This is a genomic window from Nocardiopsis sp. iso_238 (genome assembly GCF_056173325.1).
Map to the genome: position 1 here is coordinate 5,771,567 of NZ_CM149668.1, position 25,965 is coordinate 5,797,531.

Annotated in this window: 24 protein-coding genes and 2 tRNA genes; 13 read left to right on the top strand and 13 right to left on the bottom strand. The window is 72.2% G+C overall.

Annotated elements, in window-relative coordinates; all coding sequences use genetic code 11:
• Window positions 1-165 precede the first annotated feature (165 nt).
• A tRNA-Glu gene (locus AC0VYL_RS26055) sits at window positions 166-238 on the top strand.
• 206 nt (window positions 239-444) lie between these two features.
• Here the strand turns inward: AC0VYL_RS26055 and AC0VYL_RS26060 are convergent.
• Complete coding sequence (locus AC0VYL_RS26060) at window positions 445-864, bottom strand: hypothetical protein (protein WP_475481740.1); 420 nt, start codon at window positions 862-864, stop codon at window positions 445-447.
• A gap of 395 nt (window positions 865-1,259) precedes the next feature.
• On the bottom strand, window positions 1,260-1,817 hold the full coding sequence (locus AC0VYL_RS26065; protein WP_475481741.1) for a nuclear transport factor 2 family protein: 558 nt from the start codon (window positions 1,815-1,817) through the stop codon (window positions 1,260-1,262).
• A gap of 168 nt (window positions 1,818-1,985) precedes the next feature.
• Here AC0VYL_RS26065 and AC0VYL_RS26070 point away from each other — a divergent pair, with 168 nt between their 5' ends.
• Window positions 1,986-2,783 (top strand): helix-turn-helix transcriptional regulator, encoded by a 798-nt coding sequence (locus AC0VYL_RS26070; RefSeq protein ID WP_475481742.1) that lies wholly within the window; start codon window positions 1,986-1,988, stop codon window positions 2,781-2,783.
• Between the two features lie 119 nt (window positions 2,784-2,902).
• Here AC0VYL_RS26070 and AC0VYL_RS26075 read toward each other — a convergent pair.
• Window positions 2,903-2,975: transfer RNA gene (locus AC0VYL_RS26075), tRNA-Lys, on the bottom strand.
• A gap of 377 nt (window positions 2,976-3,352) precedes the next feature.
• On the opposite strand from AC0VYL_RS26075, the gene AC0VYL_RS26080 reads away from it, so the two are divergent.
• Entirely contained in the window at window positions 3,353-4,102 is a 750-nt protein-coding gene (locus AC0VYL_RS26080) for a MerR family transcriptional regulator (RefSeq protein ID WP_475481743.1), read from the top strand.
• Between the two features lie 65 nt (window positions 4,103-4,167).
• Window positions 4,168-6,072 (top strand): S9 family peptidase, encoded by a 1,905-nt coding sequence (locus AC0VYL_RS26085; RefSeq protein ID WP_475481744.1) that lies wholly within the window; start codon window positions 4,168-4,170, stop codon window positions 6,070-6,072.
• Window positions 6,073-6,128: 56 nt separating this feature from the next.
• Here the strand turns inward: AC0VYL_RS26085 and AC0VYL_RS26090 are convergent, their stop codons facing one another.
• Complete coding sequence (locus tag AC0VYL_RS26090; protein ID WP_475481745.1) at window positions 6,129-6,509, bottom strand: VOC family protein; 381 nt, start codon at window positions 6,507-6,509, stop codon at window positions 6,129-6,131.
• A gap of 174 nt (window positions 6,510-6,683) precedes the next feature.
• On the opposite strand from AC0VYL_RS26090, the gene dnaE reads away from it, so the two are divergent.
• The gene (gene dnaE / locus AC0VYL_RS26095) at window positions 6,684-9,818 is read left to right on the top strand and encodes a DNA polymerase III subunit alpha (protein WP_475481746.1); all 3,135 of its coding nucleotides are present in this window, start codon (window positions 6,684-6,686) and stop codon (window positions 9,816-9,818) included.
• Between the two features lie 11 nt (window positions 9,819-9,829).
• Here dnaE and AC0VYL_RS26100 read toward each other — a convergent pair whose 3' ends face one another.
• The 3 genes from AC0VYL_RS26100 to AC0VYL_RS26110 all read right to left on the bottom strand — a co-directional run bounded on the left by AC0VYL_RS26100 (window position 9,830) and on the right by AC0VYL_RS26110 (window position 12,949).
• Window positions 9,830-10,519: a DUF3159 domain-containing protein gene (locus AC0VYL_RS26100; protein WP_475481747.1), complete on the bottom strand. Its 690-nt coding sequence runs from the start codon at window positions 10,517-10,519 to the stop codon at window positions 9,830-9,832.
• Between the two features lie 131 nt (window positions 10,520-10,650).
• Entirely contained in the window at window positions 10,651-11,853 is a 1,203-nt protein-coding gene (locus AC0VYL_RS26105; protein WP_475456857.1) for an AlbA family DNA-binding domain-containing protein, read from the bottom strand.
• Between the two features lie 91 nt (window positions 11,854-11,944).
• Complete coding sequence (locus AC0VYL_RS26110) at window positions 11,945-12,949, bottom strand: GlxA family transcriptional regulator (protein ID WP_475481748.1); 1,005 nt, start codon at window positions 12,947-12,949, stop codon at window positions 11,945-11,947.
• A gap of 83 nt (window positions 12,950-13,032) precedes the next feature.
• Between AC0VYL_RS26110 and AC0VYL_RS26115 the strand changes: the two genes are divergently transcribed.
• The 5 genes from AC0VYL_RS26115 (at window position 13,033) to AC0VYL_RS26135 (ending at window position 18,656) form a co-directional block, all read left to right on the top strand.
• On the top strand, window positions 13,033-14,325 hold the full coding sequence (locus AC0VYL_RS26115) for an MFS transporter (RefSeq protein WP_475481749.1): 1,293 nt from the start codon (window positions 13,033-13,035) through the stop codon (window positions 14,323-14,325).
• A complete protein-coding gene (locus AC0VYL_RS26120; RefSeq protein ID WP_475456863.1) occupies window positions 14,322-14,798 on the top strand; it encodes a hypothetical protein in 477 nt (158 codons plus the stop codon). The genes AC0VYL_RS26115 and AC0VYL_RS26120 overlap by 4 nt, the downstream gene beginning before the upstream one ends.
• Window positions 14,799-14,897: 99 nt before the next feature.
• Window positions 14,898-16,001 carry a CdaR family transcriptional regulator gene (locus AC0VYL_RS26125; RefSeq protein WP_475456865.1) on the top strand — a complete coding sequence of 368 codons (1,104 nt, stop codon included), beginning with the start codon at window positions 14,898-14,900 and terminating at the stop codon, window positions 15,999-16,001.
• Window positions 16,002-16,053: 52 nt separating this feature from the next.
• A complete protein-coding gene (locus AC0VYL_RS26130) occupies window positions 16,054-17,298 on the top strand; it encodes a glycerate kinase (protein ID WP_475481750.1) in 1,245 nt (414 codons plus the stop codon).
• Window positions 17,295-18,656 (top strand): GntP family permease, encoded by a 1,362-nt coding sequence (locus AC0VYL_RS26135; RefSeq protein ID WP_475456869.1) that lies wholly within the window; start codon window positions 17,295-17,297, stop codon window positions 18,654-18,656. Before AC0VYL_RS26130 ends, AC0VYL_RS26135 begins: the two co-directional genes overlap by 4 nt.
• Window positions 18,657-18,757: 101 nt before the next feature.
• Here AC0VYL_RS26135 and AC0VYL_RS26140 read toward each other — a convergent pair whose 3' ends face one another.
• From AC0VYL_RS26140 to AC0VYL_RS26160, 5 genes are all read right to left on the bottom strand, one after another.
• Window positions 18,758-19,726 (bottom strand): permease prefix domain 1-containing protein, encoded by a 969-nt coding sequence (locus AC0VYL_RS26140; RefSeq protein ID WP_475456871.1) that lies wholly within the window; start codon window positions 19,724-19,726, stop codon window positions 18,758-18,760.
• Window positions 19,719-20,063: a PadR family transcriptional regulator gene (locus tag AC0VYL_RS26145; RefSeq protein ID WP_475456873.1), complete on the bottom strand. Its 345-nt coding sequence runs from the start codon at window positions 20,061-20,063 to the stop codon at window positions 19,719-19,721. The genes AC0VYL_RS26140 and AC0VYL_RS26145 overlap by 8 nt, the downstream gene beginning before the upstream one ends.
• Before the next feature lie 71 nt (window positions 20,064-20,134).
• The gene (locus AC0VYL_RS26150) at window positions 20,135-20,665 is read right to left on the bottom strand and encodes an SRPBCC family protein (protein ID WP_475456875.1); all 531 of its coding nucleotides are present in this window, start codon (window positions 20,663-20,665) and stop codon (window positions 20,135-20,137) included.
• Window positions 20,662-20,976, bottom strand: coding sequence for an ArsR/SmtB family transcription factor (locus tag AC0VYL_RS26155; protein WP_475456877.1), 315 nt, complete (start codon window positions 20,974-20,976; stop codon window positions 20,662-20,664). The genes AC0VYL_RS26150 and AC0VYL_RS26155 overlap by 4 nt, the downstream gene beginning before the upstream one ends.
• Before the next feature lie 24 nt (window positions 20,977-21,000).
• Window positions 21,001-21,582, bottom strand: coding sequence for a TetR/AcrR family transcriptional regulator (locus tag AC0VYL_RS26160; protein WP_475456879.1), 582 nt, complete (start codon window positions 21,580-21,582; stop codon window positions 21,001-21,003).
• Window positions 21,583-21,651: 69 nt separating this feature from the next.
• On the opposite strand from AC0VYL_RS26160, the gene AC0VYL_RS26165 reads away from it, so the two are divergent.
• The 3 genes from AC0VYL_RS26165 to AC0VYL_RS26175 all read left to right on the top strand — a co-directional run bounded on the left by AC0VYL_RS26165 (window position 21,652) and on the right by AC0VYL_RS26175 (window position 24,253).
• A complete protein-coding gene (locus AC0VYL_RS26165; protein ID WP_475456881.1) occupies window positions 21,652-22,218 on the top strand; it encodes a GNAT family N-acetyltransferase in 567 nt (188 codons plus the stop codon).
• Between the two features lie 23 nt (window positions 22,219-22,241).
• On the top strand, window positions 22,242-23,615 hold the full coding sequence (locus AC0VYL_RS26170; RefSeq protein WP_475456883.1) for an amidohydrolase family protein: 1,374 nt from the start codon (window positions 22,242-22,244) through the stop codon (window positions 23,613-23,615).
• Window positions 23,616-23,737: 122 nt separating this feature from the next.
• A complete protein-coding gene (locus AC0VYL_RS26175) occupies window positions 23,738-24,253 on the top strand; it encodes a DinB family protein (RefSeq protein ID WP_475456885.1) in 516 nt (171 codons plus the stop codon).
• Here the strand turns inward: AC0VYL_RS26175 and AC0VYL_RS26180 are convergent.
• Window positions 24,250-25,830, bottom strand: coding sequence for an MFS transporter (locus tag AC0VYL_RS26180; RefSeq protein WP_475481751.1), 1,581 nt, complete (start codon window positions 25,828-25,830; stop codon window positions 24,250-24,252). The genes AC0VYL_RS26175 and AC0VYL_RS26180 overlap by 4 nt on opposite strands.
• Window positions 25,831-25,965: the final 135 nt, after the last annotated feature.

Here is a 25,965-nt window from a genome sequence, read left to right on the forward strand (position 1 = left end):
GTTCGCCCAGGGACACACCCCGCCGACGCCCGGTGATCATCTCACTCCCCTACGACCTTCGAGGCGGGACCACCGGGGCGCCCATATGCGTGTGGTGACAGGCGAATCCTCTGATGCACGGCTCCCGTCTTGCGTGACGTTCCCCCGATCAGCGGGGCACGCCACAGGGCCCGGGCTCAACCGGCAGAGCAGCGGACTTTCAGTCCGCGGGTTCGGGGTTCGAGCCCCTGTCGCTCTATTTCAAGCGATATTCCACGGCTTTTATCGTGCCCCAAATGGCCCTTCTCGCCAATGTGTGATGATTTTGCGCAAGAAAGAGACGACAACGCCGCCCACGCCAAAACTCCGCCCTCCCGGAGAGCGGTCCACAGCCCAGCCCAAGAACTGGGATGTCCTACGTCGGCCGCGGTATTGCCGCGCCGGTCCGGAGAGATTCCCCGGACCTCAGTACTGGTTCAGTCGGCGCAGCTTCGGGCGCGTGCGCAGGATGATGTACGCAGCGGTCCACACCACGGCCACGATCAACCCGACCAGGGCACCCTGCCCGAACGTCTGGGACATCCTGGTGGAGGCGAGGAAGAACACCACGATGAACGCCATGGGGAAGTGGAGCACCGCCTGCATGATGTAGCGGAAGCGCAGATCGCGTACCATTCTGACCCCGAAACCGACACCACCGGCAGCAATGCCTCCGGTCGTTCGTACAGCGCCTACAAAAGCGTCGCCTGGGGCGTTGACCACCCGTCCAGCGATGTGGCTCATATCCTGCTCGTACTGGGCGTTCGCTCGTGCCTTGGCGATGTCGTGCTCCAGCCCGGTGACCCGGTACCCGCCGTGGAAGTTGTCTCTGCTGATACGTGCCATGATCGTTCTTCCTCGTCCTTCGAGTGGAATTCGCCATTCCAGCGGTGCTGGTCGGGGATGGAGATGCGTCGTCGCCGACGGACGCCGTGAGGGGGCAGCCGTTCCTCTCTGGCCCACGGTGATCCTGGTACTCGAGCCAAATCTACAGGAAGTCGTCAGTTCTCGTAGAAGCGATCGGCACCGACACTCCTGTGCCCACTCTCCAGCCTTGAAAGCCCCCGCTCCGCGCAATTCATCTCCCTGGAGCGCGGAATCCGGACCTGATCTGGGATAACACGGCTTTTTTCTTGGAGGAAGTTTCTCTGGGCCGCGACACCTTTGCTGGTCAGGGGTGTGGGCTGTAGGTCGAGGGCCTCCTTGGGGCGGGGGACACCGAGCTGTTCAGGACGGGAGGATCATCGGCCCGACCGGGCGGAGAGTCGTGGCGAGACCATACGTCCCATCGCGCGCAGCAGGCCCCGGAACTCGGCCCCGTTGGGGCGGACACCCAGACCGGCGTACATGAAGGCGTTTCCGTACTCGGCCATGAGAACGATCCGGTCGTTCTCGATGTCGAACCGGATCACGTAGGTGTTGCGGTAGGGCTGGCCCGTGCGTGCGACGACCATGTCACCGATGCCGTGGAAGAACAGCTCGCCGCCATCGGGTGAGACGCGCCATGTGTGGTCGCGCCACAGGAGCGGGGTGAACTTGTCGAAGATGGCGCGCGTGTAAGCGAGGACCTCACTCCTGCCCTTCACGTCCGCGACGCAGAAGCCCCGTCTGCGACCAGCGATGACGTCCGCGACGCCGTCGGGGGCCGTGGCACTTCGGGTGTGCATGAACAACTGCCGTGCGTCGTCGGCCAGGGTTCGGGCCACGGCTTCGATGTCCTTGGCCTCGACGGCGCGGATGAACTCCCGGGCGGTGTCGAGCCCGGTGTGGGTGGCGGGTGCTCGTGTCTCGTCATTCATGAGGATTTCCGATCATGGTGTTCCACGCGGGAGCGGGTTCCGTACGAACCGGGTGCACTCTCGATGATGCGGAACATCGAACCGGGGAGGAAGGCCACGTTGAGGCTGGTACCGGCAGGGCCATGCTGTACCACCGCACAGGGCGGGACGACGGGGACAATGGGTGGTATGTCAAGCAGCGATCGGACCGAGTTCGGGGAGTACCTGAGGCGGCGCAGGGCCGCGATGGGTCCGCCGGAGCCGCGAGGCGGTGTGCGGGCGTCCCGTCGGCGGGTTCCGGGGCTTCGCCGCCAGGAGGTCTCCGATATCGCGGGTATCTCGGTGGAGTACTACACGCGCCTCGAACAGGGGAGGGTGCCCCGTCCGTCGCGCGAGACACTCACCTCGTTGGCACAGGCGTTCGCGCTCTCGGACGCCGAACGCGATCACCTCTTCCGGCTGGGTGGTGAGCCCCCGCCGGAACCGCCCTCTCCCGCCTCCGTCATTCGACCCGGCTTGCTGCGTCTCCTGCGTGGCCTCGACGCAACGATGCCGGTCACCGTGCATGACGGACGACTCGATCTCCTGGCACGCAACAAGGCCGCGGAAGAGCTGCTCGGGCCCCTGACCGGCGTCGGTCGGTTCGAGCGCAACATCGCCTACCAGGCCTTCACGACCACCGTTCTGTCGCACGTGCTCGGAAGCGACGGTGGGGAGCGGTTCCTGCGGGTCGCGGCCTCCGAACTCCGCACGGCGCTCGGACGGTACCCCGAGGACGACTACCTTCGCTCGTTGTTCGCCGAGCTCACCGCGACCAGCCAGAGCTTTCGCGACCATTGGGAGAACGGGGAAGTCAGCGTTTCGAGATCCGAGATCAAACAGATGCGCCACCCGGCCCACGGGTGGGCCCGATTCGAGATCGAGATGCTCCATGACCCCGAGCGTGACCACTGGATCATGCTCTACACGCCTCAGGACGACGAATAGTCCTCCGCAGGACGGGAGTTCTGGCCACGGTGTGGTGCGCATTCACCTCTGCCAGGTCCTGGGTAATCAAAAACCCCAGGTTCGAGCGGGACACATACGCTCGGCCTGAGGTTTCTCTGTAGGCCCCCAGGGGCTCGAACCCTGAACCCACGGATTAAAAGTCCGTTGCTCTGCCAATTGAGCTAGAGGCCCGCGTGCGACCTGGAGCCTGACTCCCGGCCGTCGCCGGGTCAACTCTACCGCAGCGGCAGGCGCTTGCGGCGTCCGGTCACGGCCACCCGCCGCGACCACCACTCGGCTCCGATGAGTGCCAGGTCGGGGGAGGTGAGCGGTGCACGTAGGTCTGGTGAACAGCCGAGCCGACGGAAAGTCAGCCCCCCCGGTGTCCGTACCATCGCCGCATCGGTCCTCTGTTCGTTCCCACAGCGTGATCGAGAGTCAAACCTCGTCGGGAGACAGGGAGGACCCCGCTCGGGATCGTGTGCGATCTTCCCAGCGGGGCTCGACGGCTTCCGGGAAAGGCCGCGCGACAGTGTCCGGGGACCCACCCTCAGCGAAGGAGCCGCCCGTTGCTGAGTAGCGAGCTCGCCGCGCTGGCCGGGGTCACCGTCCGCACGCTGCGCCACTACCACCAGATCGGGCTGCTGCCCGAGCCGCCGCGATCGAGCGGGGGCTACCGGCGCTACGAGGTGGGCCACCTCGTCCGGCTCCTGCGTGTCACGAGGCTGGCCTCGCTGGGTGTCCCCCTGTCCGTCCTGCCCTCAGTGCTGGACGACCCGGCGGCCGGGGAGGAGCTCCTGGACGAGCTCGACGACCGGGCCTCGGCGGAGATCGAACGGCTCACCCGACGCCGGGCCGACATCGCCGTGCTGCGACGCGGCGGCACCCCGCCGGACCTGCCCCCGGAGCTCTCGGCGTGGCACCCCGCCCCCGAGGCCGGGACGCCAACGGACATGGCCCGGCACGAACACGAACAGCTGGTCCTGGCCGCGCACCTGCTCGGCCCGGCGGCGTTCCGTTCCCTGTTCGGCGGTCTGACCGTGCCCCCGCACGTCACGGCGCGCTTCTACGCGCTGGAACCCGACTCCCCCGACGACGAGGTCGCGTCCGTGGTCGACGCGCTCTTCACGCACGTCGAACCGATCATGGCCGAACTCGCGGACCTGCCCCAGCTGGACGCCCGGGCCCCGGAGCTGTTGGAGCAGCTGAACGAGCGGAACCTCGGGCCCGTGCAGCTGCGGGCACTGCGCCAGCTCCAGCAGCGACTGAACCAGCCCAACGGGCCCCAACGTGACCCACGCCACGACGAAGGGGCTTGAGTCGGACGCGACGTCGGGGTCTGGACTGGGTGGTGCCCGTACCCACCCGACCGTAGGGATCCACCATGACCGCTCCCACCCTGTTGGCCGTCGAGGAGTTCTTCGGCCCGCCGACCCGGAGTCGTGCCGTGCTGTCGCCGGGAGGCACGAAGGTCGCCTACCTCGCCCCGTGGCGGGACCGGCTCAACGTGTTCGTCCGTGACCTGGACTCGGACTGGGCCGACCCCGACGCCCCGGGGGCCCGACGCGTCACCTCGGACACCCGGCGCGACGTCGGGACCTTCCACTGGAGTACCGACGGCCGCTACCTGCTGTTCCAGCAGGACGCCGACGGCGACGAGAACTGGCACCTGCACCGTGTCGACACGACCCGGCCCGAGGAGCCCCCGGTCGACCTGACCCCCTACGAGGGCGTACGGCTGCTCGGCACGCAACTCTCGCCGGGTCGGCCCGGCACGGCCCACGTCCAGCTCAACCTGCGCCGTCCCGACCTGATCGACCTCTTCGAACTCGACCTGGACACCGGAGAACTGACCGGCGTGGCGGAGAACCCCGGCGACGTCCTGGGCTGGCTGCGCACCCCGCACCGGCTGCTGGCCTTCACCATGGAGGAGGGGGGCGACCACGTGCTCTCGGAATGGCTCGGAGGTGACCGGCGCCCGATCGCGCGGTTCTCCGGCACCGACGCCCCCTTCGGGCTCCTGCCCGTGGCCCTCACCCCCGACGGCGAGGGACTGTGGACCGGATCCGCGCGCGGATCGGACCGCACCCGCCTGGTCCGGATCGACCTGGAGACCGGCGAGGAGACGGAGGTGGACGGCCACCCCGAGTTCGACCTGGACACCCCCCGCCCCGAGGCCGACCCGCGTTTCCCGTCCTCGCTCATCCTGCACCCGGGCACCGGGGACCTCCTCGGCGCCCGCTACCTCGGCGCACGTCAGGAGATCCACGCGCTCGACCCGCACTTCGCCGCGGTGCTGCCCCGACTTGAGGAGCTGTCCGACGGCGACCCGGCCCACGTGTCCTGCGACACCACGGCCCAGCGCTGGGTCGTCGACTTCACCCACGACCGCGATCCCGGGGTCACCTGGTCCTACGACCACGGGACAGGGCGGGCGCGCCGCCTGTTCCGGCCGTTCCCGCACCTGGACCCGGACCGACTCGCCCCGGTCGCCCCGATCACGCTGACGGCCCGCGACGGCCTGCCCCTGCCCTGCCACCTCACCCTTCCGACCGGGGTCGAACAGCGTGCCCTACCCACCGTGCTGTTGGTACACGGCGGACCGTGGTATCGGGACAGCTGGGGCTACGACCCGGAGGTCCAGTTCCTGGCCAATCGCGGTTACGCGGTCCTACAGGTCGACTTCCGCGGCTCCACCGGTTACGGCAAGGCCCACACGCAGGCCGCGATCGGGCAGTTCGCCGGACGCATGCACGACGACCTGATCGACGCGCTCGACTGGGCGGTCGGGCAGGGCCACACCGACCCGGACCGGGTCGCCGTCTACGGCTGCTCCTACGGGGGCTACGCGGCGCTCGTCGGGGCCGCGTTCACACCCGACCGGTTCGCCGCCGCGGTCAGCTACACCGGGATGTCGGATCTGGTCGACCTGGTCCGGTCGGTCGTCCCGTTCGCCCGCCGGGGCGTCGAGAACAGCTACCTGCGCTACATCGGTGATCCGGACGATCCCCGCCAGGAGGCCGAGATGCTCGCCCGCTCGCCCATCAGCCGGGTCGACGACATCACCGCTCCGGTGCTGTTGGTCCACGGAGCCAACGACGTCCGGGTCGACCGCCGCCACTCGGACCGCGTGGCCGACGCGCTCCGCTCCCGGGGCGCCGAGGTCGAGTACCTGCTGAACGAGACCGAGGGCCACTGGTTCGTCAACACGGACAGCAACGTCGAGCTGTACGGCACGCTCGAACGCTTCCTGGCCCGCCACCTGGGTGGACGGTCCTCGACCGCCTAGTGCGGGCGGTCGGCCCGGGGCGACGTGCCCCGGGCCGGGAGGGGCCGACGTGTCCCTCAGGGGCGGCGGGTGGAGAGGACGCAGAACTCGTTGCCCTCCGGGTCGAGGAGCACGACCCAGCTGAAGTCGTCCTGGGGCACGTCGGCGCGCCGGGCGCCCAGGTCGAGCAGCCGCCGGACCTCCTCGTCCTGCTCCCTGTCGGTGGGGTTGACGTCGATGTGCAGCCTGTTCTTCACGGTCTTGCCCTCGGGCACGCGCGCGAAGGTCAGCATCGGGGCCACCGGGCCCGCCCCGGCCTCGCCGGGGGCGCCGATGGAGACGAAGCCCTCCTCCTCGTCGTCGTCCTTCACCTCGTAGTCGAGGACCGCGCACCAGAACCGGGCGAGCGCGTGCGGGTCGGCGCAGTCGAACGCGAGCTCGGTGAACTTGCCAGCCATACGGGGACCTCCGGTCTCACGGGGCGGTTCCGCCCTCGCGGCCATCCTGCCAGGCCCACCCCCAGGAACCTCTTGACTTGTCGTTGGCCCAGTTCAGGCTACAGTTATCGAACACGCATTCGATCGCAGTGCCTTCCCCTCTGACTGTGAACACACGCAGAGAGGGGAGGACCGGTGTTCACGCACCTGCGCGCCGCCTCGTCGTTCTCCTTCCGGCACGGCACCGCCCCTCCCGCCGCGTTGGTCGAGCGCGCCGCGCTCGACGGCCAGCCCGTGCTGGCCCTCACCGACCGGGACGGGCTCTTCGGTGTCGCCGAGCACATCCGGACCTGCGAGCGGACCGGGGTGCGCCCCGCTCTGGGGGTGGACCTCGCGCTCGCCTCCCCCGAGGGCGGACGGATCGTGGTGCTGGCCCGGGGCGCACCGGGCTGGACGAGCCTGTGCCGCCTGGTCACCGCCGTGCACCGCGCTCCCGGGCCCGTGGCCGTGCTCCCGGAGCAGCTGGCCGAGCACCACGAGGGCCTGGTGGTCCTGTTGGGGCCCGACTCCGACGTGGGCCGCGCCGTGGCCCAGGACCGCCCCCTGCACGCCCGTGCCCTGGTGACCGCCTGGCGGAGGGTGGGTGTGGAACTCGCCCTGGCCCCGCACGACCACGGCGCCTCCGGGCAGCGCCGCACCGCCCGGGACATGGTGCGCCTGGCCGACGAGGAGCACCTCCTGGCCGTGCTGACCAACGCCGTGCGCTACCCCACCTCCGAGGCGGCGGGGGTGGCCCTCGCCCTGGACCGCATCCGCCAGCACGCCCCCGGCGGCTACCGCCCCGCGCCGCGCACCGAGAGCGCCCACCTGGCCACCGGTGAGGAGATGTTCCGGATCGCGGTCGGTGTGTGCGGCGGGGACCGCACACGCGCCCGGCGTCTGGTCGCGCACACCCTCGCCCTGGGCAGCTCCTGTGCCCTGGATCCCGTCGCCGACCTGGGCTGGGGCCGCCTGCACCTGCCGGAACGCCCCCAGGCCGCCGCCGACCTGCGCGGCCGGGTCACCGGGGGCGCCGCCCTGCTCGGGTTGGAGGGGGACCGCCGCGCGGACGAACGGGTCCGGCACGAGCTGGAGGTCATCTCCCGTCTGGGGCTGGAGAGCTACTTCCTGACCGTGGCCGACGCCGCCCAGGCCATCCGGGACAAGCAGATCCGCTGCTTCGCCCGGGGCTCCGCGGTGGGCAGCCTCGTCGTGCACCTGCTGGGCATCTCCGCGATCAACCCCCTGGAGCACGGCCTGCTGTTCGAACGGTTCTGCACCCCGAGCCGCCCCGGCCTGCCCGACATCGACCTGGACGTGGAGTCCGACCGGCGGCTGGAGGCCTACGACGCGGTCATCGCCTCCCACCCGGGGGCCAGCGCGACGGTGGCCATGATGGAGACCTACCGCGCCCGCAGCGCCCTGCGGGACGCCGGGGCGGCGCTGTCGCTGCCCTCGGTGGAGGTGGACCGCATCGCCTCGGTCTTCCCCCGGGTGCGGGCCTCCCGCATCAGCGAGACCGCGCGCGAGCTCCCGGAGCTGCGGAGTCTGGACGGTCTGGACAGCGAGCACGTGCGCAGGCTCTTCTCCCTCGCGGAGCGGTTGTCGGGCCTGCCCCGGCACGTGGCCATGCACCCGTGCGGGCTGGTGCTCTCGGACCACGCCATGGGCGACCGGGTCCCCACCCAGCCCTCCGGCGCCGGGTACCCGATGGTCCAGGCGGACAAGGAGGACGTGGAACACCTCGGGCTGCTCAAGCTGGACGTCCTCGGGGTGCGCATGCAGTCGGCCCTGGCGCACACCCTGGACGAGATCGACCGCACCTCGGGGCGGCGCCCGGACCTGGAGGCCCTGCCGGACGGGGACCCCGCCACCGCGCACATGGTCGCGGCCTCGAACACCCTCGGCTGCTTCCAGATCGAGTCCCCCGGGCAGAGGGAGCTGGTGTCCCGGCTGCGCCCGGACGGGGTGCCCGACCTGATCGCGGACATCTCCCTGTTCCGCCCCGGACCCATGGGCACCGACATGGTCTCGGCCTACCTCGGGGCCAGGGAGGGCTCCGAGCCGCCCCGGCTGCCCCACCCCGACCTCGCGCCGGTGCTGGCCGAGACCGGCGGGGCCCTGCTCTTCCACGAACAGCTCCTGCACGCCGTGGACACCATGACCGGATGCGGGTTGGACCGCGCCGAGGCCATGCGGCGCGCGCTGGGCACCGAGGAGGGCCGCCGTGAGGTGGAGACACAGGTGCGCTCCCTGATGTCCGAGCGGGGGCACGACGCCCGGACCGTCGACGACACCTGGCGGCTGGTGGCCGCGTTCGGCAACTTCGGTTTCTGCAAGGCCCACGCGGCCGCGTTCGCCCTGCCCACGTACCAGAGCGCGTGGCTCAAGCGGCACTTCCCCGCCGCGTTCTTCGCCGGGGTGATGACCCACGACCCCGGCATGTACCCGCGCCGGGTGCTCCTCAACGACGCCCGCCGCATGGGGGTGCGGGTGCTCGGCCTGGACCTGAACGCCTCCCAGCGGCACTGGGGCGTGGAACCGGTCGGGGAGCGCTGGGGGCTGCGCCCGGCCCTGGCCGACCTCGGCGCCGTCACCGGGGCCGAACTCGACCTCCTGCTGGCGCGGCGCCCCTTCACCGGTCTGCGGGACCTCCTCGCGCGGGGGTCGCTGTCCCGTGAGGCGTTGGACAACCTCGTCCTGGCTGGGGGGCTGGACGCCCTGGCCGGGGTCACCGGCGCCCCGGGGGCCCCGGACCGGCGCGACGTCCTCGTGCACGCGCACTCCCTGGCCCAGGCCCAGCACCGGCGCGGGGACGCCCCCGGGCAGCTCTCCCTGGACGAGACCCCCGAGACCGTGCCCGCCGGGGCGGCCGCCCCGATGACCCACGCCGACCGCGTCACCGAGGAGCTGCGTGCCCTCGGCTACGAGCTCTCCGGGCACCGGCTGGACGCCCACGCGGAGGACTTCGCCAGGCTGGCCTCCACCCGGAACCTGGTCCTGGCCCGGGACCTGCACCGCTTCCCGGACGGCGCCCGGGTCCTGGTGGCCGGGGTGCGGGTCTGCACCCAGACCCCGCCCACCCGTTCCGGCAGGCGTGTGGTCTTCACCAGCATCGAGGACCGCAGCGGGGTCATCGAGGTGGTCCTGTTCTCCGAGGCCCAGCGGCGCTCCGCCGGCGCGGTGTTCGGTTCGGAACTGCTCGCCGTGCACGGGCGGGTCCGGCGGTCCGCCCCGGGGGCGCTGCCCACCATCACCGCCACCCGTGCCCTGCCCCTGTCGGAGCTCTGAGCGGCGTCCGGTCAGCCCCGTACCCCGGAGTCCAGGAGCCGACGGCTGGAGCGGCGGAACGCCCAGACGACCACGACGACGGCCAGCGCCGTCAGCGGGAGGCCCGTCACGGTGTCCGCGACCGCGAGCCAGGTCGTGGAGTCGGCGACGTAGAGCCACTGCCGTACGGCGAACCGGCCCGCGAACATGACCGTCACCGCGACGGTGGCGAGGTCGTGCACGAGCAGCGCGGACCGGTCCTCGCGCCAGGCGTGGCCGCCCCCGTGCACGGCGTTCCAGACGACCCCGGTCAGCGGTCGGCGGACGACGAGCGAGACGAACAGGACGACCGCGCCGACCAGGGACGCCCAGATCCCGATCAGGAAGAAGTCGTTGGCCGACCCGGTCGCGGCGGCCACACCCCCGGCCGCGGCGACGCCGAAGACCCCGCCCAGCGCGGACATGAGCTTCTCGCCGCGCCGGATCCGGAACACGGTCAGCGCCAGGGCGGCCGCCAACGCGCCCCCGATCGCGGCCAGCAGGGAGAAGAAGGGGACGATCAGCGCGAAGACCACGACCGGCAGGACGGAGCACAGCATCCCGACCGGACCTCCGACCCCCTTCATCACCTCCTGCCTGAGGTCGACGGACGGTTCGGCGGGGGTCTCCGCCTCGGCGGTGCGGGACGTGGTCTCGATGGGGTCCGTGGCGAGCGGGGCCATGTCGTTCCTCTCGTTGCTCTCCGGAGGCCGGGTGCCGGGGGGCCGGACCCTGCCTGCGCGTCCGCCTCCAGGATCCACCGTGTTCCGGACGACCAACAGTGACGGAGTGTCATGACTTCACCCCACGAATGTCACTCCGGATCAGCGAGGAGGTCAGTGTGGGCCGAGGCGTTGCCCAGGGACCGCAGCAGCTCCCCGACGAGGCGGTCGGTGGCGCTGCCGGGCTTCTCCAGTTCCAGCTGCGGCACCCGGGTGACCTGCTCGTAGCGCTCGGCGTCGTACTCCGTGCCCGGTGAGGAGGCGCGCTCCCCGTCCCACGAGGACACCCCGTGGGTGTTGGTGACGGCCACTCCCACGTCCCAGCTGCCCCCGTACCCGGCGTCCTCGGACAGGCTCGCGACCAGGTCCAGGAAGGCCCGGACCCGGAAGGCCAGGGCGCCGTCGAAGAACAGGTACCGGCCGTCGTGCCGGTCGGCGGCCCGCCCGCAGTACAGGGACACCTCGCCGCGCTCACGGACGACGAAGCGCAGGTCCCGCTCCTCCCGCACCACCATCGACGACGTGGACAGCTGGGTGGCGATCCCCACGCCGCCCGCGGTGCGGAAGCCGGAGACGAGCTCCCCGAAGACCGGTGACACCCGGGCGGCCGCACCGGCCCGTTCCCGGGTCCGCCGCGAGACCCCGTCACGGACCAGGTCGAACAGCAGCGGCCGCGCGTCCTCGGCGGCGGTCCAGGCCTTGAACATCCCCGGGATGCGCCGCGAGGGCAGCGCGACCACGTGCAGGTGCGCCAGCGCCCCCTCCGGGAACGGGTCCTTCTCCACCTGTTCGCGCAGCGCGGTGCGCACCACGTCCAGCGAGGTGTCCCTGGCCCGGATGAGCCGTTCCACCTCGGTGTCGGGCAGGCGCCGCTTCTCCCGGTCGCCGCGCCCGTAGTACGCGCCGCCCGCCATGTGCGGGGCGAGCGGGGAGGCGGGCACCTCGATGAGCAGGTACCCGTGGCCGGGCAGCTCGCTCTCCAGCCACTCCACGGACACCTGGAGCGGCGGGTCGCAGGAGGAGGCGGCGATCCGGGCCGGGGTCTCCAGGATCTGGTCGACCCACTCGACCGGTGCCAGCTCGAAGCGCCCCTCGGCCTTGACCTCCCGCACGCCGACCACGATCAGCCCGCCGTCGATCGCGAAGGACGCCATGTCCTTGGCCTGGTCCTTGGAGCCGCGGAGCTGCTGCTTGGCCTCGCGTTTGGGGGTCTCGGTGAACGCGCCCTCGTTCAGGGCGGCCTCTAGTTCGGCTTCGCTGGCGGGACGCCATGTCGGGGGCAGGAGTCGATCCATGTCGGGATCATGCCCACTCTCGTCGGCAACCCCGCACGTCTTCGCGGATCAGAACCGAAGACGGCGGTTCCGGGTTCGCGGAGCCCGGGGTTCAGGGGCGCGCGGGGGCGGTGCCGGGGCCCCGGAAGGTACGGCGGTAGGCACTGGGCGAGACCCCGAGTTCGGCGTGCGTGTGCTGGCGCAGCGAGACGGCGGTGCCGAACCCGGCGCGGACGGCGACCCGCTCCACCGGCAGGTCCGTCCCCTCCAGGAGCTCGCGTGCCAGGTCCAGCCTGCGCAGGGCGATCCACCGGCCCGGGGACAGGCCGGTCTCCTCCCGGAACCGGCGCGTGAACGTGCGCACGCTCATCGACTCCCGCTCCGCGAGGTCGGCCAGGCTCGGCTGGAGGTGCAGGTGCTCCTGGGCCCAGGCGCGGGCGCGGGCGGTGGCGGACCGCTCCGGGTCGGGCACGGGCAGGCGGACGTACTGGGCCTGGCCGCCGTCCCGGTGCGGCGGCACCACGGTGTTGCGGGCCACCTCGTTGGCGACGGAGGCGCCGTGGTCGGTACGGATCATGTGCAGGCACAGGTCGGTGCCGGAGGCGACCCCCGCAGAGGTCAGCACCCGCCCGTTGTCGGTGTAGAGCACGTCAGGGTCGAGTTCGACGTGCGGGTACATCGCGCGGAAGTATGCGGCGGACATCCAGTGCGTGGTGACCCGGCAGCCGTCCAGGAGGCCCGCGGCGGCGAGTACGAACGCCGCCGAGCAGACGGAGGCCACCCTCGTGCGCGCTCCGACGCGGGCGAGGGCGGCGGCCAGTTCGGGGCGGAGCGGGTCGTGCGGGCGCTCGGCGTAGTCCTCCTCGGCGGCGGGCAGGACGACGGTGTCCGCGTCGTCGAGGGCCTCGGGACCGTGGCGGACGTTGAGGGTGAGGTCGGTGTCGGTGGTGACCACCCCGGGTTCCAGGGCGCAGGTGACCACCTCGTAGAGCGGTTGGCCGTCCGCGCCCCGGGCCCGGCCGAACAGGCGGTGGACGATCCCGGCCTCCATGGGCAGCACCCCGTGCCGGACGAACACGGCCACGCGGTGGCGGCCGGGGCGGACGAAGACGCTCATACCGCGATCCTATGGCCCGATTCTTTCGGTTGTTGTCCTTCGGGTCACTGTCCGTCTCTGACCTGGGGCACGAGCCTGGTGTCATGCCTTCCAGGACCGACGCTCCCCACCGCCCGCACGCCGCCCGGAACCGACGCCGACACGCCCCCGTCCACCGCGCCTGGGTGATCGCCCTCGTGGCGGGGCTGACCATCGTGGCCGCCGCGTCCTTCGCCGCCATGCCGGGGCTCCTCGTGGATCCCCTGCACGCCGAGTACCGGTGGTCGCGCGGCGCGATCGGACTGGCCGCCTCGGTCAACATGCTCCTCTACGGCCTGGTGGCGCCGTTCGCGGCGGCGCTGATGGACCGCTTCGGCCTCCGCCGGGTCGCCGTGGCCGCGCTGGGCGTGGTCGTGGTCGGGGCCGGGCTGACCACGGTGATGACCGCGCCCTGGCAGCTGACCCTCCTCTGGGGGGTGCTCGTCGGCGCGGGGACCGGCTCGCTGGCGATGACCTTCGCCGCGACCGTCACGCACCGCTGGTTCTCGGAGCGGCGCGGCCTGGTGGTCGGCGCGCTGACCGGGGCGAGCGCCTTCGGCCAGCTGGTCTTCCTGCCCGCGCTGGCGTGGGTCGTGGACCAGCAGGGGTGGCGTCCGGCCGTGGTGACGCTGGCCCTGGCCGCCGCCGCGACGGCGCTCCTCGTGGCCCTGGTCCTGCGTGACCACCCCGCCGACGTGGGGCTGCGCCCCTACGGCGCCACGGCGGACGTGCCCAGGCCCGAGCCGGAGCACGGGGCCGCGCGGCGGACGGTCCGGGTCCTGTTCGCGTCGGTGCGGGACCGCCGGTTCTGGGTGGTCGCGGCGACGTTCGCGGTGTGCGGGGCCAGCACCAACGGGCTCCTGTGGACCCACTTCGTCCCCGCCGCGCGGGACCACGGCATGGCGGTGACGACGGCCGCCGCGCTGGTCTCGCTGGTCGGTGTGTTCTCCCTGGTCGGCACCGTGCTGTCCGGCTGGCTCACCGACCGGGTCGATCCCCGCCGCCTGTTGGCCCTCTACTACGGCGGCCGTGCCCTGCTGCTGGTGGCGCTGCCCGCGCTGTTCGGCCCGGAGGCCGGGGCCGCGCTCGTCGCCTTCGTGGTGGTCTTCGGCCTCCTGGACGTGGCGACCGTGCCGCCGACCATCCTGCTGTGCCGCCGGATCTTCGGGGTGGACGGAGCCGTCGTCTTCGGGTGGGTGGGCGCCGCCCACCAGGCGGGGGCGGGCGCCATGGCGGTCTTCGGCGGCCTCACCCGGGACCTGACCGGCGGCTACGGCGCGGTGTGGCTGGTCGCGGCGGCGCTGTGCGCGACGGCCGTGCCGCTCGCCCTCCGGATCGCGCGCGGGGAGGAGGGATGACCGTGCCGAGCGGCGTCACGGGTGCGCCCCGGCGCCCCTCCGTCCCGTTCGCCCTGGTCCTGCTGCTCCTGGCGGCGGCCCTGGCCCACGTGGGGGTGTCCGGGCTCGACCAGGGGCTGAGGGCCGCGCGCGGAGAGGGGACGCCGGGGGTGTTCACCGCCGCCGACCTCACCTGCGTCCAGCACCCCGGGCACACGTCGTGCGTCTGCCGCGGGAGCTTCGCCCCGGACTCCGGCGGTGCGCCCCGGAGCGTCGACCTGCACGCCGCCGGGCCGGGGACCTGCCTGGTGGGCGAGCCGGTCGCGGCGACGGACGCGGGCGCCGCCCACCGCGTCTACGGCCCGGACGGCTCCCGCGAGTGGCTGTTCTCGCTGGCCCTGCTCTGCGCCTCCCTGGCCGTGCCCGTGGGCCAGGCCCTGCTGTGGACCCGGTGGCTCCGGTGGACCCGTTCGCTCAGCTCGGAAGCCCCCTGAGGGCGGGGCTTCGCGCACCATCGTGGCGAGAGCGTCCCCAACGGGTCGAAGGTGGCGCGTACCGGGGCGTTCGGGGCTCGCGGGGATAGTCTTGCGGACATGACCGAAGACCGTCGGCGGGCTCCGCTGAGCAGCGACCTCGCGCAACGGGTGGTCGACCTCATCGCGCCGACCATCAGCCACAACATCAACGTGATGGACGAGCACGGCACGATCATCGCGTGCATGGACCCCTCACGGGTCGGCAGCCTGCACCACGGCGCCCAGCGGGTGATCGCCGAACGGCGCAGCGTGCTGGTGACGGTCCCCGAGCCGGGGACCTCCGACCGTCCCGGCGCCAACGAGCCGCTGATGATCGACGGAGAGCTGCGCGGGGTCGTCGGGGTCACCGGCAACCCGAGGGAGGTCGAGGACCTGGCCCGGGTGGTCGCGCTCACCGTGCAGCTGCTCATCTCCCAGGAGTACGAACAGGACGCGGTGAGCAGGAGGCACACCGAGGGCCGCGATCTCGTGGCGGCGCTGAGCTCCGGCACGACCCGCTCGGACGACGCCAGGGCGCGGCTGGCCGCCTCCGGGCTCCCGGCGCCGTGGTCGCTGGCCCTGTGGGCGTCCGCCACCCCGAGGCCGGGCGGCGGGGTCGCTCCCCCGCAGCTGGCCGAGACCGCCGCGGCCAGGGTGAACGGCGTCAGCGGACGGCGGGCGGCCGTCCTGCACGGGGCGCTCTGGATCATCGGTACCGGCCGCCTCCCCGCCGCCGACTCCCTGGAACTGCCCCGGGACAGCCGCCACACGCGCACCCCGGCCACCGACGACGTGGACACGCTGATGGCCCACGCCGAGGAGTCGCGCGCGCTGTGCCGGTACGCGGGGCTGATCCCCAGCATCGAACGCTCCGAGCCCTGGTCGCGGGAGGTGGCCGTGGCCGTGGCGCACCTGTCCCGGCGGACCCTCTCCCGCATGTCGGCCCGGACCGCGCCCCTCAGCGCGGCGCAGCGCCGGACCGTCTCCGCGATGGCCTCGGCGGTGTCCATGCGCGAGGCGGCCGACGCCGTCTTTGTGCATCGCAACACACTCCTCCAGCGTGTGGACCGCATCCGGGAGGCAACGGGCCTGGACATCCGGCGGCCCGATGACCTGACCACAGTGCACATCTGCCTGTACGCCGAGGCAGCACTGGGCATTTCGCCTATAATTCCCGGATAAAGCCGCAGGAAGTCTGGGCGCTACACCGTCGAAATGCACCGAATCCGATTCTATGATCTCGCTCATGTCCACCGAGTTGCATGAGCATGACGAGACCGTTGACGAGCCCCCGGCCGTCCGGGTCGTGGTGATCCCCGATTCGTTCAAGGGGAGCGCCTCCGCCGTCGAGGTCGCAGAGGCCATGGCCCACGGGGTCCGCGACGCGTACGCGGACCGCGGCCTGCCCGTGTCCGTAGACACCCTCCCCTTCGCTGACGGCGGCGAGGGCACCCTCGACGCCCTGCTCGGCGCCTGGGGCACGGAACCCCTCACGGTGGACACCACCGACGCCCTCGGCCGCCCCACCGTGGCCCGCTTCGGTGTCTCCCCGGACGGCACCACCGGTGTCATCGAGGCCGCCGAGGCCAACGGCCTGCCCGGCGTCGCCGACGTCCCCCTCCAGGCGCGCACCGCCAGCAGCCGAGGGGTCGGCCGCCTCGTCACCGAGCTCCTGGACCGGGGCGTGGCGGAGATCCTCCTGTGCATCGGGGGCTCGGCCTCCACCGACGGCGGCACCGGCATGCTCAGCGCGCTCGGCGCGCGCTTCCTCGCGGAGGACGGCTCCGAGCTGCCCGACGGCGGCGGCCGCCTCGGCGACCTCGCCTCCCTCGACCTGGACCGGCTGGACCCGCGCGCCCGCTCCGTCCGCTGGCGGGTGGCGTGCGACGTCACCAACCCGCTGGTCGGCCCCCGGGGCGCCGCCGCCGTCTTCGGTCCGCAGAAGGGCGCCGACCCCGAGGACGTGCGCGTCCTCGACGCGGGCCTGGACCGGCTGGCCGACGTCCTGGCCGAAAGCACCGGCGACGACCTCCGGCACGTGCCCGGCATGGGCGCGGCGGGCGGCATGCCCGTCACGCTCACGGCCCTGCTCGGTGCCGAGGTCCTGCCCGGTTCCCGGATGGTCGCGGAGGTCCTGGGCGCCGAGGAGCTGCTCTCCCGCGCCGACCTCGTGCTCACCGGCGAGGGCCGCTTCGACAGTCAGTCCCTGGGCGGGAAGGTCGTCGACGCGGTCCGCCGCCTCACCCCAGAAAACGTGCCCGTCGTGGTGATCGCCGGAAGTGTTTCCGTCGGCCCCGACGAGCTCCGCCGCTCCGGGATCACGGCGGCGTTCTCGATCGCCCAGGGGCCCCGGACCCTGGCCGAGATGCGGGACGAGGCCGTCTCCGCCATCACCTGGACAGCGTTCAACTGCTGTCGAGTCCTCCCTCACCATCCAGGCCGACCTGACTCGGCCACCCCTAAGGAACAACTTCCGTGATTAACCTCGCCATCCTCCTCCTGCTCGTGGCGGGCATCGTGCTCGCCACCGCCAGGTGGAAGATCAGCCCCTTCCTGGCACTGATGGGCGCCGCCATCCTGGGCGCCTTCATGTACCGGATGCCGCTGGCCGAGATCGTTCCGACCATCACCGAGTCGTTCGGTGGCACTCTCGGCAACATCGGTCTGGTGATCCTGTTCGGCACGATGATCGGCGTGATCCTGGAGCGCTCCGGCGCCGCGATCGCGATGGCCGAGGGCCTGATCAAGGTCCTGGGCACCCGGTTCCCGAACCTGACGATGTCCCTCATCGGCTACATCGTCTCCATCCCGGTGTTCTGTGACTCCGGCTACGTCATCCTGAACTCGCTGCGCAAGGCCATCACCGTGCGCACCGGGGTGTCCGCGCTGGCCACCTCGATCGCGCTGATGACCGGTCTGTACGCCACGCACACCCTGGTCCCGCCGACCCCGGGTCCGCTGGCCGCCGCCGAGAACATCGGGGTCACCGAGAACCTCGGCATGATCATCGCCATTGGTCTGCCGGTCGCCGCGGTGGCCGCCATCGCCGGTCTGATCTTCGCGAGCATGCACTCCCGCAAGGAGTTCACGCCGCTGCCCGCCGAGACCGAGACCGACATCTCCGGGCAGTCCTACGAGGAGCTGCGCGCGAGCTACGGCCGCCTGCCCAACGGGTTCCTGGCCTTCTTCCCGATCCTGCTCCCGCTGGTGCTCATCTGCGTCGGCTCGGTCGTGAAGCTGCCGTCCCAGCCCATCGGTGACGGCACCCTGTTCGACGTCGTCGCGTTCCTCGGCACGCCGGTGATCGCGCTCGCGCTCGGCCTGCTCGCCTCGGTGACGCTGCTGCGCGGCCACGGCAAGCTCGCCCGCTTCAACGAGCAGATCTACGACGCGGTCCGTCTGGCCGGTCCGATCCTGCTCATCACGGGTGCCGGTGCCGCCTTCGGTGGCGTGCTGGCCGCCTCCCCGCTGACCGAGTTCCTGTCGGACAACCTGAGCACCCTGGGCCTCGGCCTCGCGGTGCCGTTCCTGATCGCGGCCGCCCTCAAGACCGCCCAGGGCTCCTCGACGGTGGCGATCGTGAGCACGTCCGCGATGCTCGCCCCCATGCTCGGTTCGCTGGGTCTGGACTCGACCGAGGGCATGGTCCTCTCGGTGCTGGCGATCGGCGCCGGCGCGATGGTCGTCTCGCACGCCAACGACTCCTTCTTCTGGGTCGCCTCGCAGCTGAGCCGCATCCCGGTCGCGACCGCGTACCGGACGCTCACGCTGGCCACCGCCATCGAGGGTGTCGCCGCCTTCGTCACCATCTGGGTGATCGGCCTGTTCCTGCTGTAGACCGCCTCGGCGGAGCTGGCCGGGTGCAGGCGGTCAGACCGAGAGGGGCCCGGGTGGACGTTCGCCGTCCACCCGGGCCCCTCCGTGTGTGCGGGGCCGGATCAGCGGCGGATCCCGCGCAGGCAGGAGACGATGTCCCACACGCTGAGGGCGATCACCGCGACGGCGAGCGGGAGGGGCGCCACCGACCAGTCGGCCGGCACACCGAAGACCGCGCCGAACCGCTCGGGGAGGTCGGGGACGATCAGCTGTTCCTGGAGCAGCAGCCACACGGCGACGACCGCCCAGGTGGCGCTGGCGAGCACGTGGCCCACCGCGAGCGCCGGGGTCCAGCGGCCGGTCCGCCACACCGCGAGGGCCACGACGATCTCGGCCACCAGCGGGCCCACCAGGAGCACCACCCAGGGCAGGCCCAGCTCCGGGTTGAGGACCTGCACCTGCTGCGCGGGGTTCGAGACGCCGAGGAACTGCCAGTTCAGCAGGGCGATCATCAGGGCCGTGACGGCCACGTGGAACAGCGTCGCCGCCGCTCCGACCCGGCGCCCGGGCGTCTCCTCGGGCAGCTGCCCGGTGTCCCAGGGGAGCAGGGGCCGGTCCCGCGCCTCGGCCGGGCGCGCCCACTCGACGACCGCGTAGACGAGGGTCACCCAGAAGCAGACGTGCACCGTGACGGCGATCAGCGCCACCAGGGGGCCCAGCAGGGCGTCACCGGGGTCACCGGAGTCGGACACGAACCGTTCCGCGAGCGCCAGGCCGAGGGTGAGCGGCAGCAGGACCGCCAGGAGTCCCCGGAGCAGGCGCACGTACTCCGGGTACACGCCCGGGCCGATGAGGTGGCGGGGCCGGTCCCCGTACTCACGGGCGAGCAGGTCCGGGTCGCCCAGTTCGGTGAGCGCCTCCCGTTCGGCGTGCTCGGGGTCCTCCCCGGCTCCGATCCTGGCCTCGACCGAGTCCTGGATGGAGCCGCGCAGTTCACGGGCCACGTCCGGTCCGGTGTCGGGACCCAGGTGGCGGGTCACGGACCAGACGTAGCGGTCCGTGAGGGTGGGTGCGGTACCGCTTTCACTCATGGTGTTCCCCTTGTCCGAGGGCGCGGATCGCGTCGTCCAGCACCCGCCACTCGTGTGTCATCCGCTCCAGCACCGCGAGGCCGTCCGCGCTGACCTCGTAGAACTTGCGCGGCCGGGCTTCCTCGGTGTTCCACTCGCTGGTCAGCAGCCCCTGTTTCTCCAACCGCCGCAGCAGCGGGTAGAGGGTGTTGCCGTCCACCGGGAACCCGTTCCTCTCCAGGGTCTCCAGCAGGGCGTATCCGTAGTGGGGACGCTCCAGCGTGGAGAGGCAGGCCAGCACGACCGTGCCCCTCCGCAGTTCCTGGAGGTGTCCGGCCAGGAGCTCATCGTCCTTCATGCGTCACACGATAGTGTGCCTCACACACTATCGTCAATCGCACACCGAAGGAGGGGCGAGCGGACGACCACTCAGCCGGTCGGACCGGGGGACGCGGAGGGATCCGCGTAGAGCGCCGCGACCTCGCCCGCCGCACCCCAGGCGGCGTCGGTGGGCTCGCCACCGGCGGCCAGCGCCAGGGCGTCGAGCACGACGTGCCAGCCGGTGGCGAAGTCGGCGGCGGGCTCCGGGGAGAGCTCGCCGTGCACGAGCGTGAGCAGCGTTCCCTCGGGGGCGGCCTCCAGGGTCCAGCGGACCACGGAGTCGGGGACCCCCTCCCAGCACCAGCTGTGCGCGAGCACCCCGGGGTCTCCCGGCGGAACGGCCTCGCTGACCACTCCGGTGGCGGCGCCCTCGTCACCGAAGTCGAAGCGGACCGCACCCCCGACACGGGCGTCGACCGCGCAGCCGGGAAGCCAGCGCTCCAGCCGCTCGGGGTCGGTGATCCACGCCCAGACGCGCTCCGGGGAGTGGGCGAGGACCCGTTCGAAGCGGATCCGGAACACACCCTCCGGACCGACTCCCAGCGTGCCGCGCAGCGGGTTCGGGACCTGGGCCGTCATGACTCTCCTTCGTCCATCGCCCGTTCCAGGGCGTCCAGTGCGGTGTTCCACCGGCCGCGCTGGGCTTCGAGCCAGTCACCCACCTCGTCCAGCGCGGACGCGTTGACCGAGTAGAGCCGGCGCCGCCCCTGGCTGCGCACGCGCAGCACCCCGGCCTCGACCAGCACCCCGAGGTGCTGCGAGACGGCCGGTCGGCTGATGTCGAACCCGGCCGCGATCTCACCGGCCGAGCGCTCGCCCGCCGACAGGACCTCGACCACGCGCCGACGGTTCGGTTCTCCGATCGCCTCCATGACATCCACGGCGAACATGTAAGCAGAGACTTACACATGGGGTCAAGAAGCCGCCCCCGCCTCCGATCCGACGAGGGTGCGCATGCCCTCGACGAGGCCGGTGCCGTCGGGCACCCCGTCCGGGTCGACCAGGAACAGGGCCATCGTGCCCGGCATCATCGTGAGCAGCAGCGAACCCAGCCCGTTCTCCTGCTCCGCCGTGACCTCCGCCTCCGGGACGTCGAGCACCAGGGCGACGAGGGCCCGCCGCGCCAGCGCGTGCCCCCGGACCAGGCGCTCCCGCAGTTCGGGCTGGCGCTCCAGCTGCGCGAGGGCCTCGAAGTTGGCGGCCACCATGGTCCGCACCTCGGGGTAGGCGCGGGCGAGCTGGTTCATCGTCTCCTCGAAGCGGCCCAGCGGGGTGGTCCGTTCGGGACGCAGGGACCCCAGGACCCGCTCCGTCCACTCACCGACGGCCTCGATCATCGCGGCGGTGAGCAGGGCCTCCTTGGAGCCGTAGTGGTAGCCGATCGACGCCAGGTTGGCACCGGAGGCGGCCACGACGTCCCGGGCGGTGGTGCGGGCGTACCCCTTGTCGTAGAGGCACCGCTTGGCCCCTTCGAGCAGCTGTTCCTTGTGTCCCATAGCTGGATACTAGCCATTTTTCATACAAGCGTCTTGTACAAACGTCATATACATACGTATGATCACGCCATGGAGATCACGAAACTGGACCAGGGGCGGGAGGGCGACGCCGCCTCCCTCCTCGCCCGCGCCATGGACCTCGACCCGGTGAGCGTCTGGCTCTTCCCGGACCCCGAGGGCCGGGCCCGCGCGCTCCCGCTGGTCACGCGGGCCTTCGTCGACCAGGCCATGGCCACCGACCGGGTGCTGGTGGACTCCTCCGGCGACGGCGTGTCCGCCTGGATCCGCGAGGACGGGACCGGCCACGGCGCCCCCTGGGACGAGGATCCGCCGGAGGAGTTCGCCCCCTACGCGGACCGGCTCACCGTCATGGGCGAGCTCGTGTCCGCGCGGCACCCGACCGAACCGCACCTGTACCTGCCGATGATCGGCGTCCTCGACCGGGCTCGCGGGCGCGGTGTCGGGAGCGCCATGCTCCGCCAGCGCCTCGACGACGCCGACCTGCCCGTCTACCTGGAGGCGAGCTCACCCCGCAGCCGGGACCTCTACCTCCGCCACGGCTTCACGCCCTTCGGCGACCCGGTCCACTTCCCGGACGGCCCGCCGATGTTCCCGATGCTGCGCACGCCCCGCTGACCCGCGACCCCACAGGAGCGCCCATGAGGGCCTACACCCACGCCACCGTCATCGACGCGACCGGGGCCCCGCCGCTCCGCGACCACACCGTGCTGGTCCGGGACGGCGTGATCACGACCGTCGCCCCCACGTCCGTGACCCCGGTCCCCGAGGGGGCCGAGGTCGTGGACCTCACCGGCCGGTACCTGCTCCCCGGCCTCACCGACGCGCACACCCACAGCAACGGCGCCGACCGGGTCATCCCCGCCCTGTACGTCCTCAACGGCGTCACCGCCGTGCGGGAGATGTGGGGCTCCGACGAGCTGCGGCGGCTCCGCGACCGTGTGGAGGCGGGCGACCTGCTCGGGCCGCGCTGGACCATGGCCGGGAACCTGATCGACGGCGCGCCCTCGCTCTGGGACGACGCCCCCAACCCGGAGCCGCCGACCGTCGTCGCCAACGCCCGGGAGGCGAGGCGCGCGGTCCACGAGTCCCGGGACGCGGGGGCCGACTTCGTCAAGGTGTACTCCCGGCTCGACGCCGAGTGCTACCACGCGATCATCGACGAGGCCCGAAGACTCGACCTCCCCGTGGCCGGGCACCGCTCCGACCACGTGCCCCTCGTGGAGCAGATCGAGTCGGGGCAGCGCTCCTTCGAGCACGTCCACGGTCTCTGGCCCTCGCTCTCGCGGAACCCGGAGGCGATGGAGGCCGCGATGGCCCGGATCCGCCTCGAACCCGACACCTACTACTCCAGCTGGTTCCACCAGGTCACCGAGGTCGAGTGGGAGGCGGCCCACACCCAGGGCCCGGCCGAGTCGGCCTCCGTGTTCGCGCGGATGGCCGCCAACGAGGTCGCCTACTGCCCCACCCTCGCCATGCACCAGGCCCTGGACCTGCCCGAGCGGGTGCGGCTGACCGATCCCCGCCTGCGGTACATGCCGCCGGACACCACCACCATGTGGGAGTACGTGCTGGAGTCGATGTACCTGAAGGGCCGCGGCACGGAGGAGTCGGCGCGGCGCCGTGTGCTGTTCGAGCTGCGCCGGGCCGCCGTCGCCGCGATGGACGACGCCGGGGTCCGCCTGCTCGCCGGGACCGACCCGCAGACCCCGGGCGTCCTCCCGGGGTTCGGACTGCACGAGGAGCTGGAGCTGATGGTGGGGGCCGGGCTCTCCCCCCTGCGCGCCCTCCAGACGGCCACCGTCGAACCGGCGCGGTTCCTCGGGCGCGAGTCGTGGTCGGGCACGGTCGAGCCGGGGAGGGTCGCGGACCTGCTGGTCCTGGACGCCGACCCGCTGGCGGACATCCGCAACACCACGCGGATCCACGCCGTGGTGATCCGGGGGCGCCACATCGGCCCCGAGGAGCGCGCGAGCCTGCTGGCCGGGGTCGAGACCGCCGCCGCCGAGGGATGACCCGGGGTCGGGGACCCCGGCGGACCGGTCCCCGACCGCCCCCGTACCCGGAACGACTCCCGGGTTGACGGAGGGCGGGAAAAGGAGTGTGCGCCCGGTGACGGGTGTGACAGGTTGGGCGCATGCCTGACTACCGCCGCGACCTTCTACGCGACCAGTACGACCTGACCTGGGCGCTCTTCGAGTACCACCTGGAGCGCCTGGAGCCGGAGGACTACCTCTGGGAACCCGCCGAACTCTGCTGGACGCTGCGCCGCGGGCCCGGCGGCATGTGGACCCCGGACTGGGCCGACAGCGAGCCGGACCCCGTACCGGTACCCACCATCGCCTGGCTGACCTGGCACATCGGCTGGTGGTGGACGGTCACCCTCGACCACACCCTGGGACGCACCCCGCAGGACCGCGCCGAGATCCGGTGGCCGGGCGAGGAGGGCGCCGCGGACTGGCTGCGCGGGATGGGGCTGGATTGGATCGACGCTCTGTCCGAGATGGACCTGGACCGGCCCGCCTCGTTCCCCTGGCAGGGCGCGGAGGGCAAGACCAACGCGCACACCGCCGCGTGGGTCAACAGCGAGCTGATGAAGAACGTCTCCGAGGTGGGTCAGCTCCGCCTGATCCGCGCCGCCTCGCGGCCCTAGGCCGGGTCCGGGGCCTTCTCCCTCTTCTCCGGGACGTCCTCGGAGGCGTCGAGCCGGGTACGGCGCAGCAGCCACAGCACGGCCAGCCCGGTCGGGGCGAGCAGGGCCGCGCCGAAGCCGTAGCCGGTCTGCACCGCCGTGGTGAAGGCCCCGAAGGCCGCCTCCAGGAGCTGCTGCGCCTGGTCCGCGGGAAGGCCCTCGGCCACCCCCACGGCACCGCCGACGCTCTCACCGGCCGCCTCCAGCGCGGGTCCGGGAACCCCGTCCGGACCGGCGCCGTCGAGACCGCGCCGGTAGACGACAGCCGCCATGCTGCCCAGGAGGGCCATGCTGAGCGCTCCGCCGAGACCGCCCGACACGTCGGACATCGCCGCCGCCGACCCGGCCCTGCTGACCGGGGCGCTCACCACGATGAGGTTCACGCCGAGGGTGAAGAGCGGTCCGAGCGCCAGGGCCATGACGGTGGCCGCCGCCACCAGGGCGGCGACGCCGACCCGGCCCACCATGAGCGCGAGGGCCGCACCCGCGACGGAGGCCACGAGCAGGCCGCCTCCCATGGCGACGGAGGGCCGCATCCAGCGGGTCAGCACGGGCGCGCCCAGACCGCCCGCGATGGAGGCCAGCGCGGGCACGACCATCAGCGCGCCGGTCTCGGCGGGTGACAGGCCGAGGGCGGTCTGGAGGTACTGGACCAGCAGCATGTCCGCCGCTCCGTAGCCCAGGAGCATCAGCAGCAGGGCGCCGAGGGAGACCGTGAAGGCGGGGGTCGCGAACAGGCGCACGTCCATGAGGGGTTCGGGCAGGCGCAGCTGCCTGCGGACGAACAGCGCGCCGAGCACCAGTCCGGCCGCGACCGGGAGCAGGTGGGGCCACACGGCGGTGTCGGATCCGGAGGCGCTCCGGTCCGCGATCTCCTGGAGTCCGAAGACCACGCTGATGATCGCGCCCATGGACAGCGCGACGCTGGGCAGGTCCACGCTCCCCTCCACCCGCTCACGGCCCCCGGGGAGCAGGGGCGTGGCCAGCAGCAGGAGCGCGGCGACCGGCACGTTGATCAGGAAGACGGCGCCCCAGGAGAAGTGTTCGAGGAGCGCTCCGCCGAGCGGCGGCCCCAGGGCCATCCCGCCGGAGAACGAGCTCATGACCACCGCGACGGCCACGGAGAACTGTCGGGCGTCGGTGAAGACCACCCGGAGCAGTCCGAAGATGCTCGGTGACATCGTGGCCGCCGCCGTCCCCATGAGGGCGCGCATCGCGATGAGGACCTCGGGGGTGGGCGCGAAGGCCGCGACCAGGGAGGCGAGCCCGTAGACGGCCACACCGGCCATGAGCAGGCGGCGGCGCCCGACCCGGCGGCCCAGCCAGCCCATGGTGAGGGCCAGGCTCACCCCGACGAACTCCCCCGCGTGCAGGACCCACAGCATCTGGGTGCTGCCCGGGGCGAGGTCGGCGGCGATCGAGGGCAGCGCCATGAACAGCACGGACATGTCCGTGGCGGCCATCAGCAGGGGGAGCGTCATCACGGCGAGCGCCGTCCAGTCCCGCCAGGTCGCGCGTCGGGGGGCTTCGGTGGTCACGGTGTCCTCCAGGTTCGGTGCCGTGTGGCCGACCCTAGAACCTCAACCATTGTTCAGCTCAACCCCGCTCGCCGCCGCCCACGGTTGAGGCCCCGCGCCGCCGGGTAGTCCCACCTGTGTCCGAGCAGGTCAGGG

Excerpts from the sequence above, each read along its gene's own strand:
- AC0VYL_RS26090 (WP_475481745.1), bottom strand. The coding sequence starts at position 6,509 with ATGGCTGGCAAGTTCACCGAGCTCGCGTTCGACTGCGCCGACCCGCAC.
- AC0VYL_RS26165 (WP_475456881.1), top strand. The coding sequence starts at position 21,652 with ATGGAGATCACGAAACTGGACCAGGGGCGGGAGGGCGACGCCGCCTCC.
- AC0VYL_RS26115 (WP_475481749.1), top strand. The coding sequence starts at position 13,033 with ATGCCTTCCAGGACCGACGCTCCCCACCGCCCGCACGCCGCCCGGAAC.
- AC0VYL_RS26155 (WP_475456877.1), bottom strand. The coding sequence starts at position 20,976 with ATGTTCGCCGTGGATGTCATGGAGGCGATCGGAGAACCGAACCGTCGG.
- AC0VYL_RS26070 (WP_475481742.1), top strand. The coding sequence starts at position 1,986 with ATGTCAAGCAGCGATCGGACCGAGTTCGGGGAGTACCTGAGGCGGCGC.
- AC0VYL_RS26150 (WP_475456875.1), bottom strand. The coding sequence starts at position 20,665 with ATGACGGCCCAGGTCCCGAACCCGCTGCGCGGCACGCTGGGAGTCGGT.
- AC0VYL_RS26060 (WP_475481740.1), bottom strand. The coding sequence starts at position 864 with ATGGCACGTATCAGCAGAGACAACTTCCACGGCGGGTACCGGGTCACC.
- AC0VYL_RS26125 (WP_475456865.1), top strand. The coding sequence starts at position 14,898 with ATGACCGAAGACCGTCGGCGGGCTCCGCTGAGCAGCGACCTCGCGCAA.
- AC0VYL_RS26085 (WP_475481744.1), top strand. The coding sequence starts at position 4,168 with ATGACCGCTCCCACCCTGTTGGCCGTCGAGGAGTTCTTCGGCCCGCCG.
- AC0VYL_RS26140 (WP_475456871.1), bottom strand. The coding sequence starts at position 19,726 with ATGAGTGAAAGCGGTACCGCACCCACCCTCACGGACCGCTACGTCTGG.
- AC0VYL_RS26100 (WP_475481747.1), bottom strand. The coding sequence starts at position 10,519 with ATGGCCCCGCTCGCCACGGACCCCATCGAGACCACGTCCCGCACCGCC.
- AC0VYL_RS26175 (WP_475456885.1), top strand. The coding sequence starts at position 23,738 with ATGCCTGACTACCGCCGCGACCTTCTACGCGACCAGTACGACCTGACC.
- AC0VYL_RS26105 (WP_475456857.1), bottom strand. The coding sequence starts at position 11,853 with ATGGATCGACTCCTGCCCCCGACATGGCGTCCCGCCAGCGAAGCCGAA.
- AC0VYL_RS26120 (WP_475456863.1), top strand. The coding sequence starts at position 14,322 with ATGACCGTGCCGAGCGGCGTCACGGGTGCGCCCCGGCGCCCCTCCGTC.
- AC0VYL_RS26160 (WP_475456879.1), bottom strand. The coding sequence starts at position 21,582 with ATGGGACACAAGGAACAGCTGCTCGAAGGGGCCAAGCGGTGCCTCTAC.
- AC0VYL_RS26145 (WP_475456873.1), bottom strand. The coding sequence starts at position 20,063 with ATGAAGGACGATGAGCTCCTGGCCGGACACCTCCAGGAACTGCGGAGG.
- AC0VYL_RS26130 (WP_475481750.1), top strand. The coding sequence starts at position 16,054 with ATGATCTCGCTCATGTCCACCGAGTTGCATGAGCATGACGAGACCGTT.
- AC0VYL_RS26110 (WP_475481748.1), bottom strand. The coding sequence starts at position 12,949 with ATGAGCGTCTTCGTCCGCCCCGGCCGCCACCGCGTGGCCGTGTTCGTC.
- AC0VYL_RS26065 (WP_475481741.1), bottom strand. The coding sequence starts at position 1,817 with ATGAATGACGAGACACGAGCACCCGCCACCCACACCGGGCTCGACACC.
- AC0VYL_RS26170 (WP_475456883.1), top strand. The coding sequence starts at position 22,242 with ATGAGGGCCTACACCCACGCCACCGTCATCGACGCGACCGGGGCCCCG.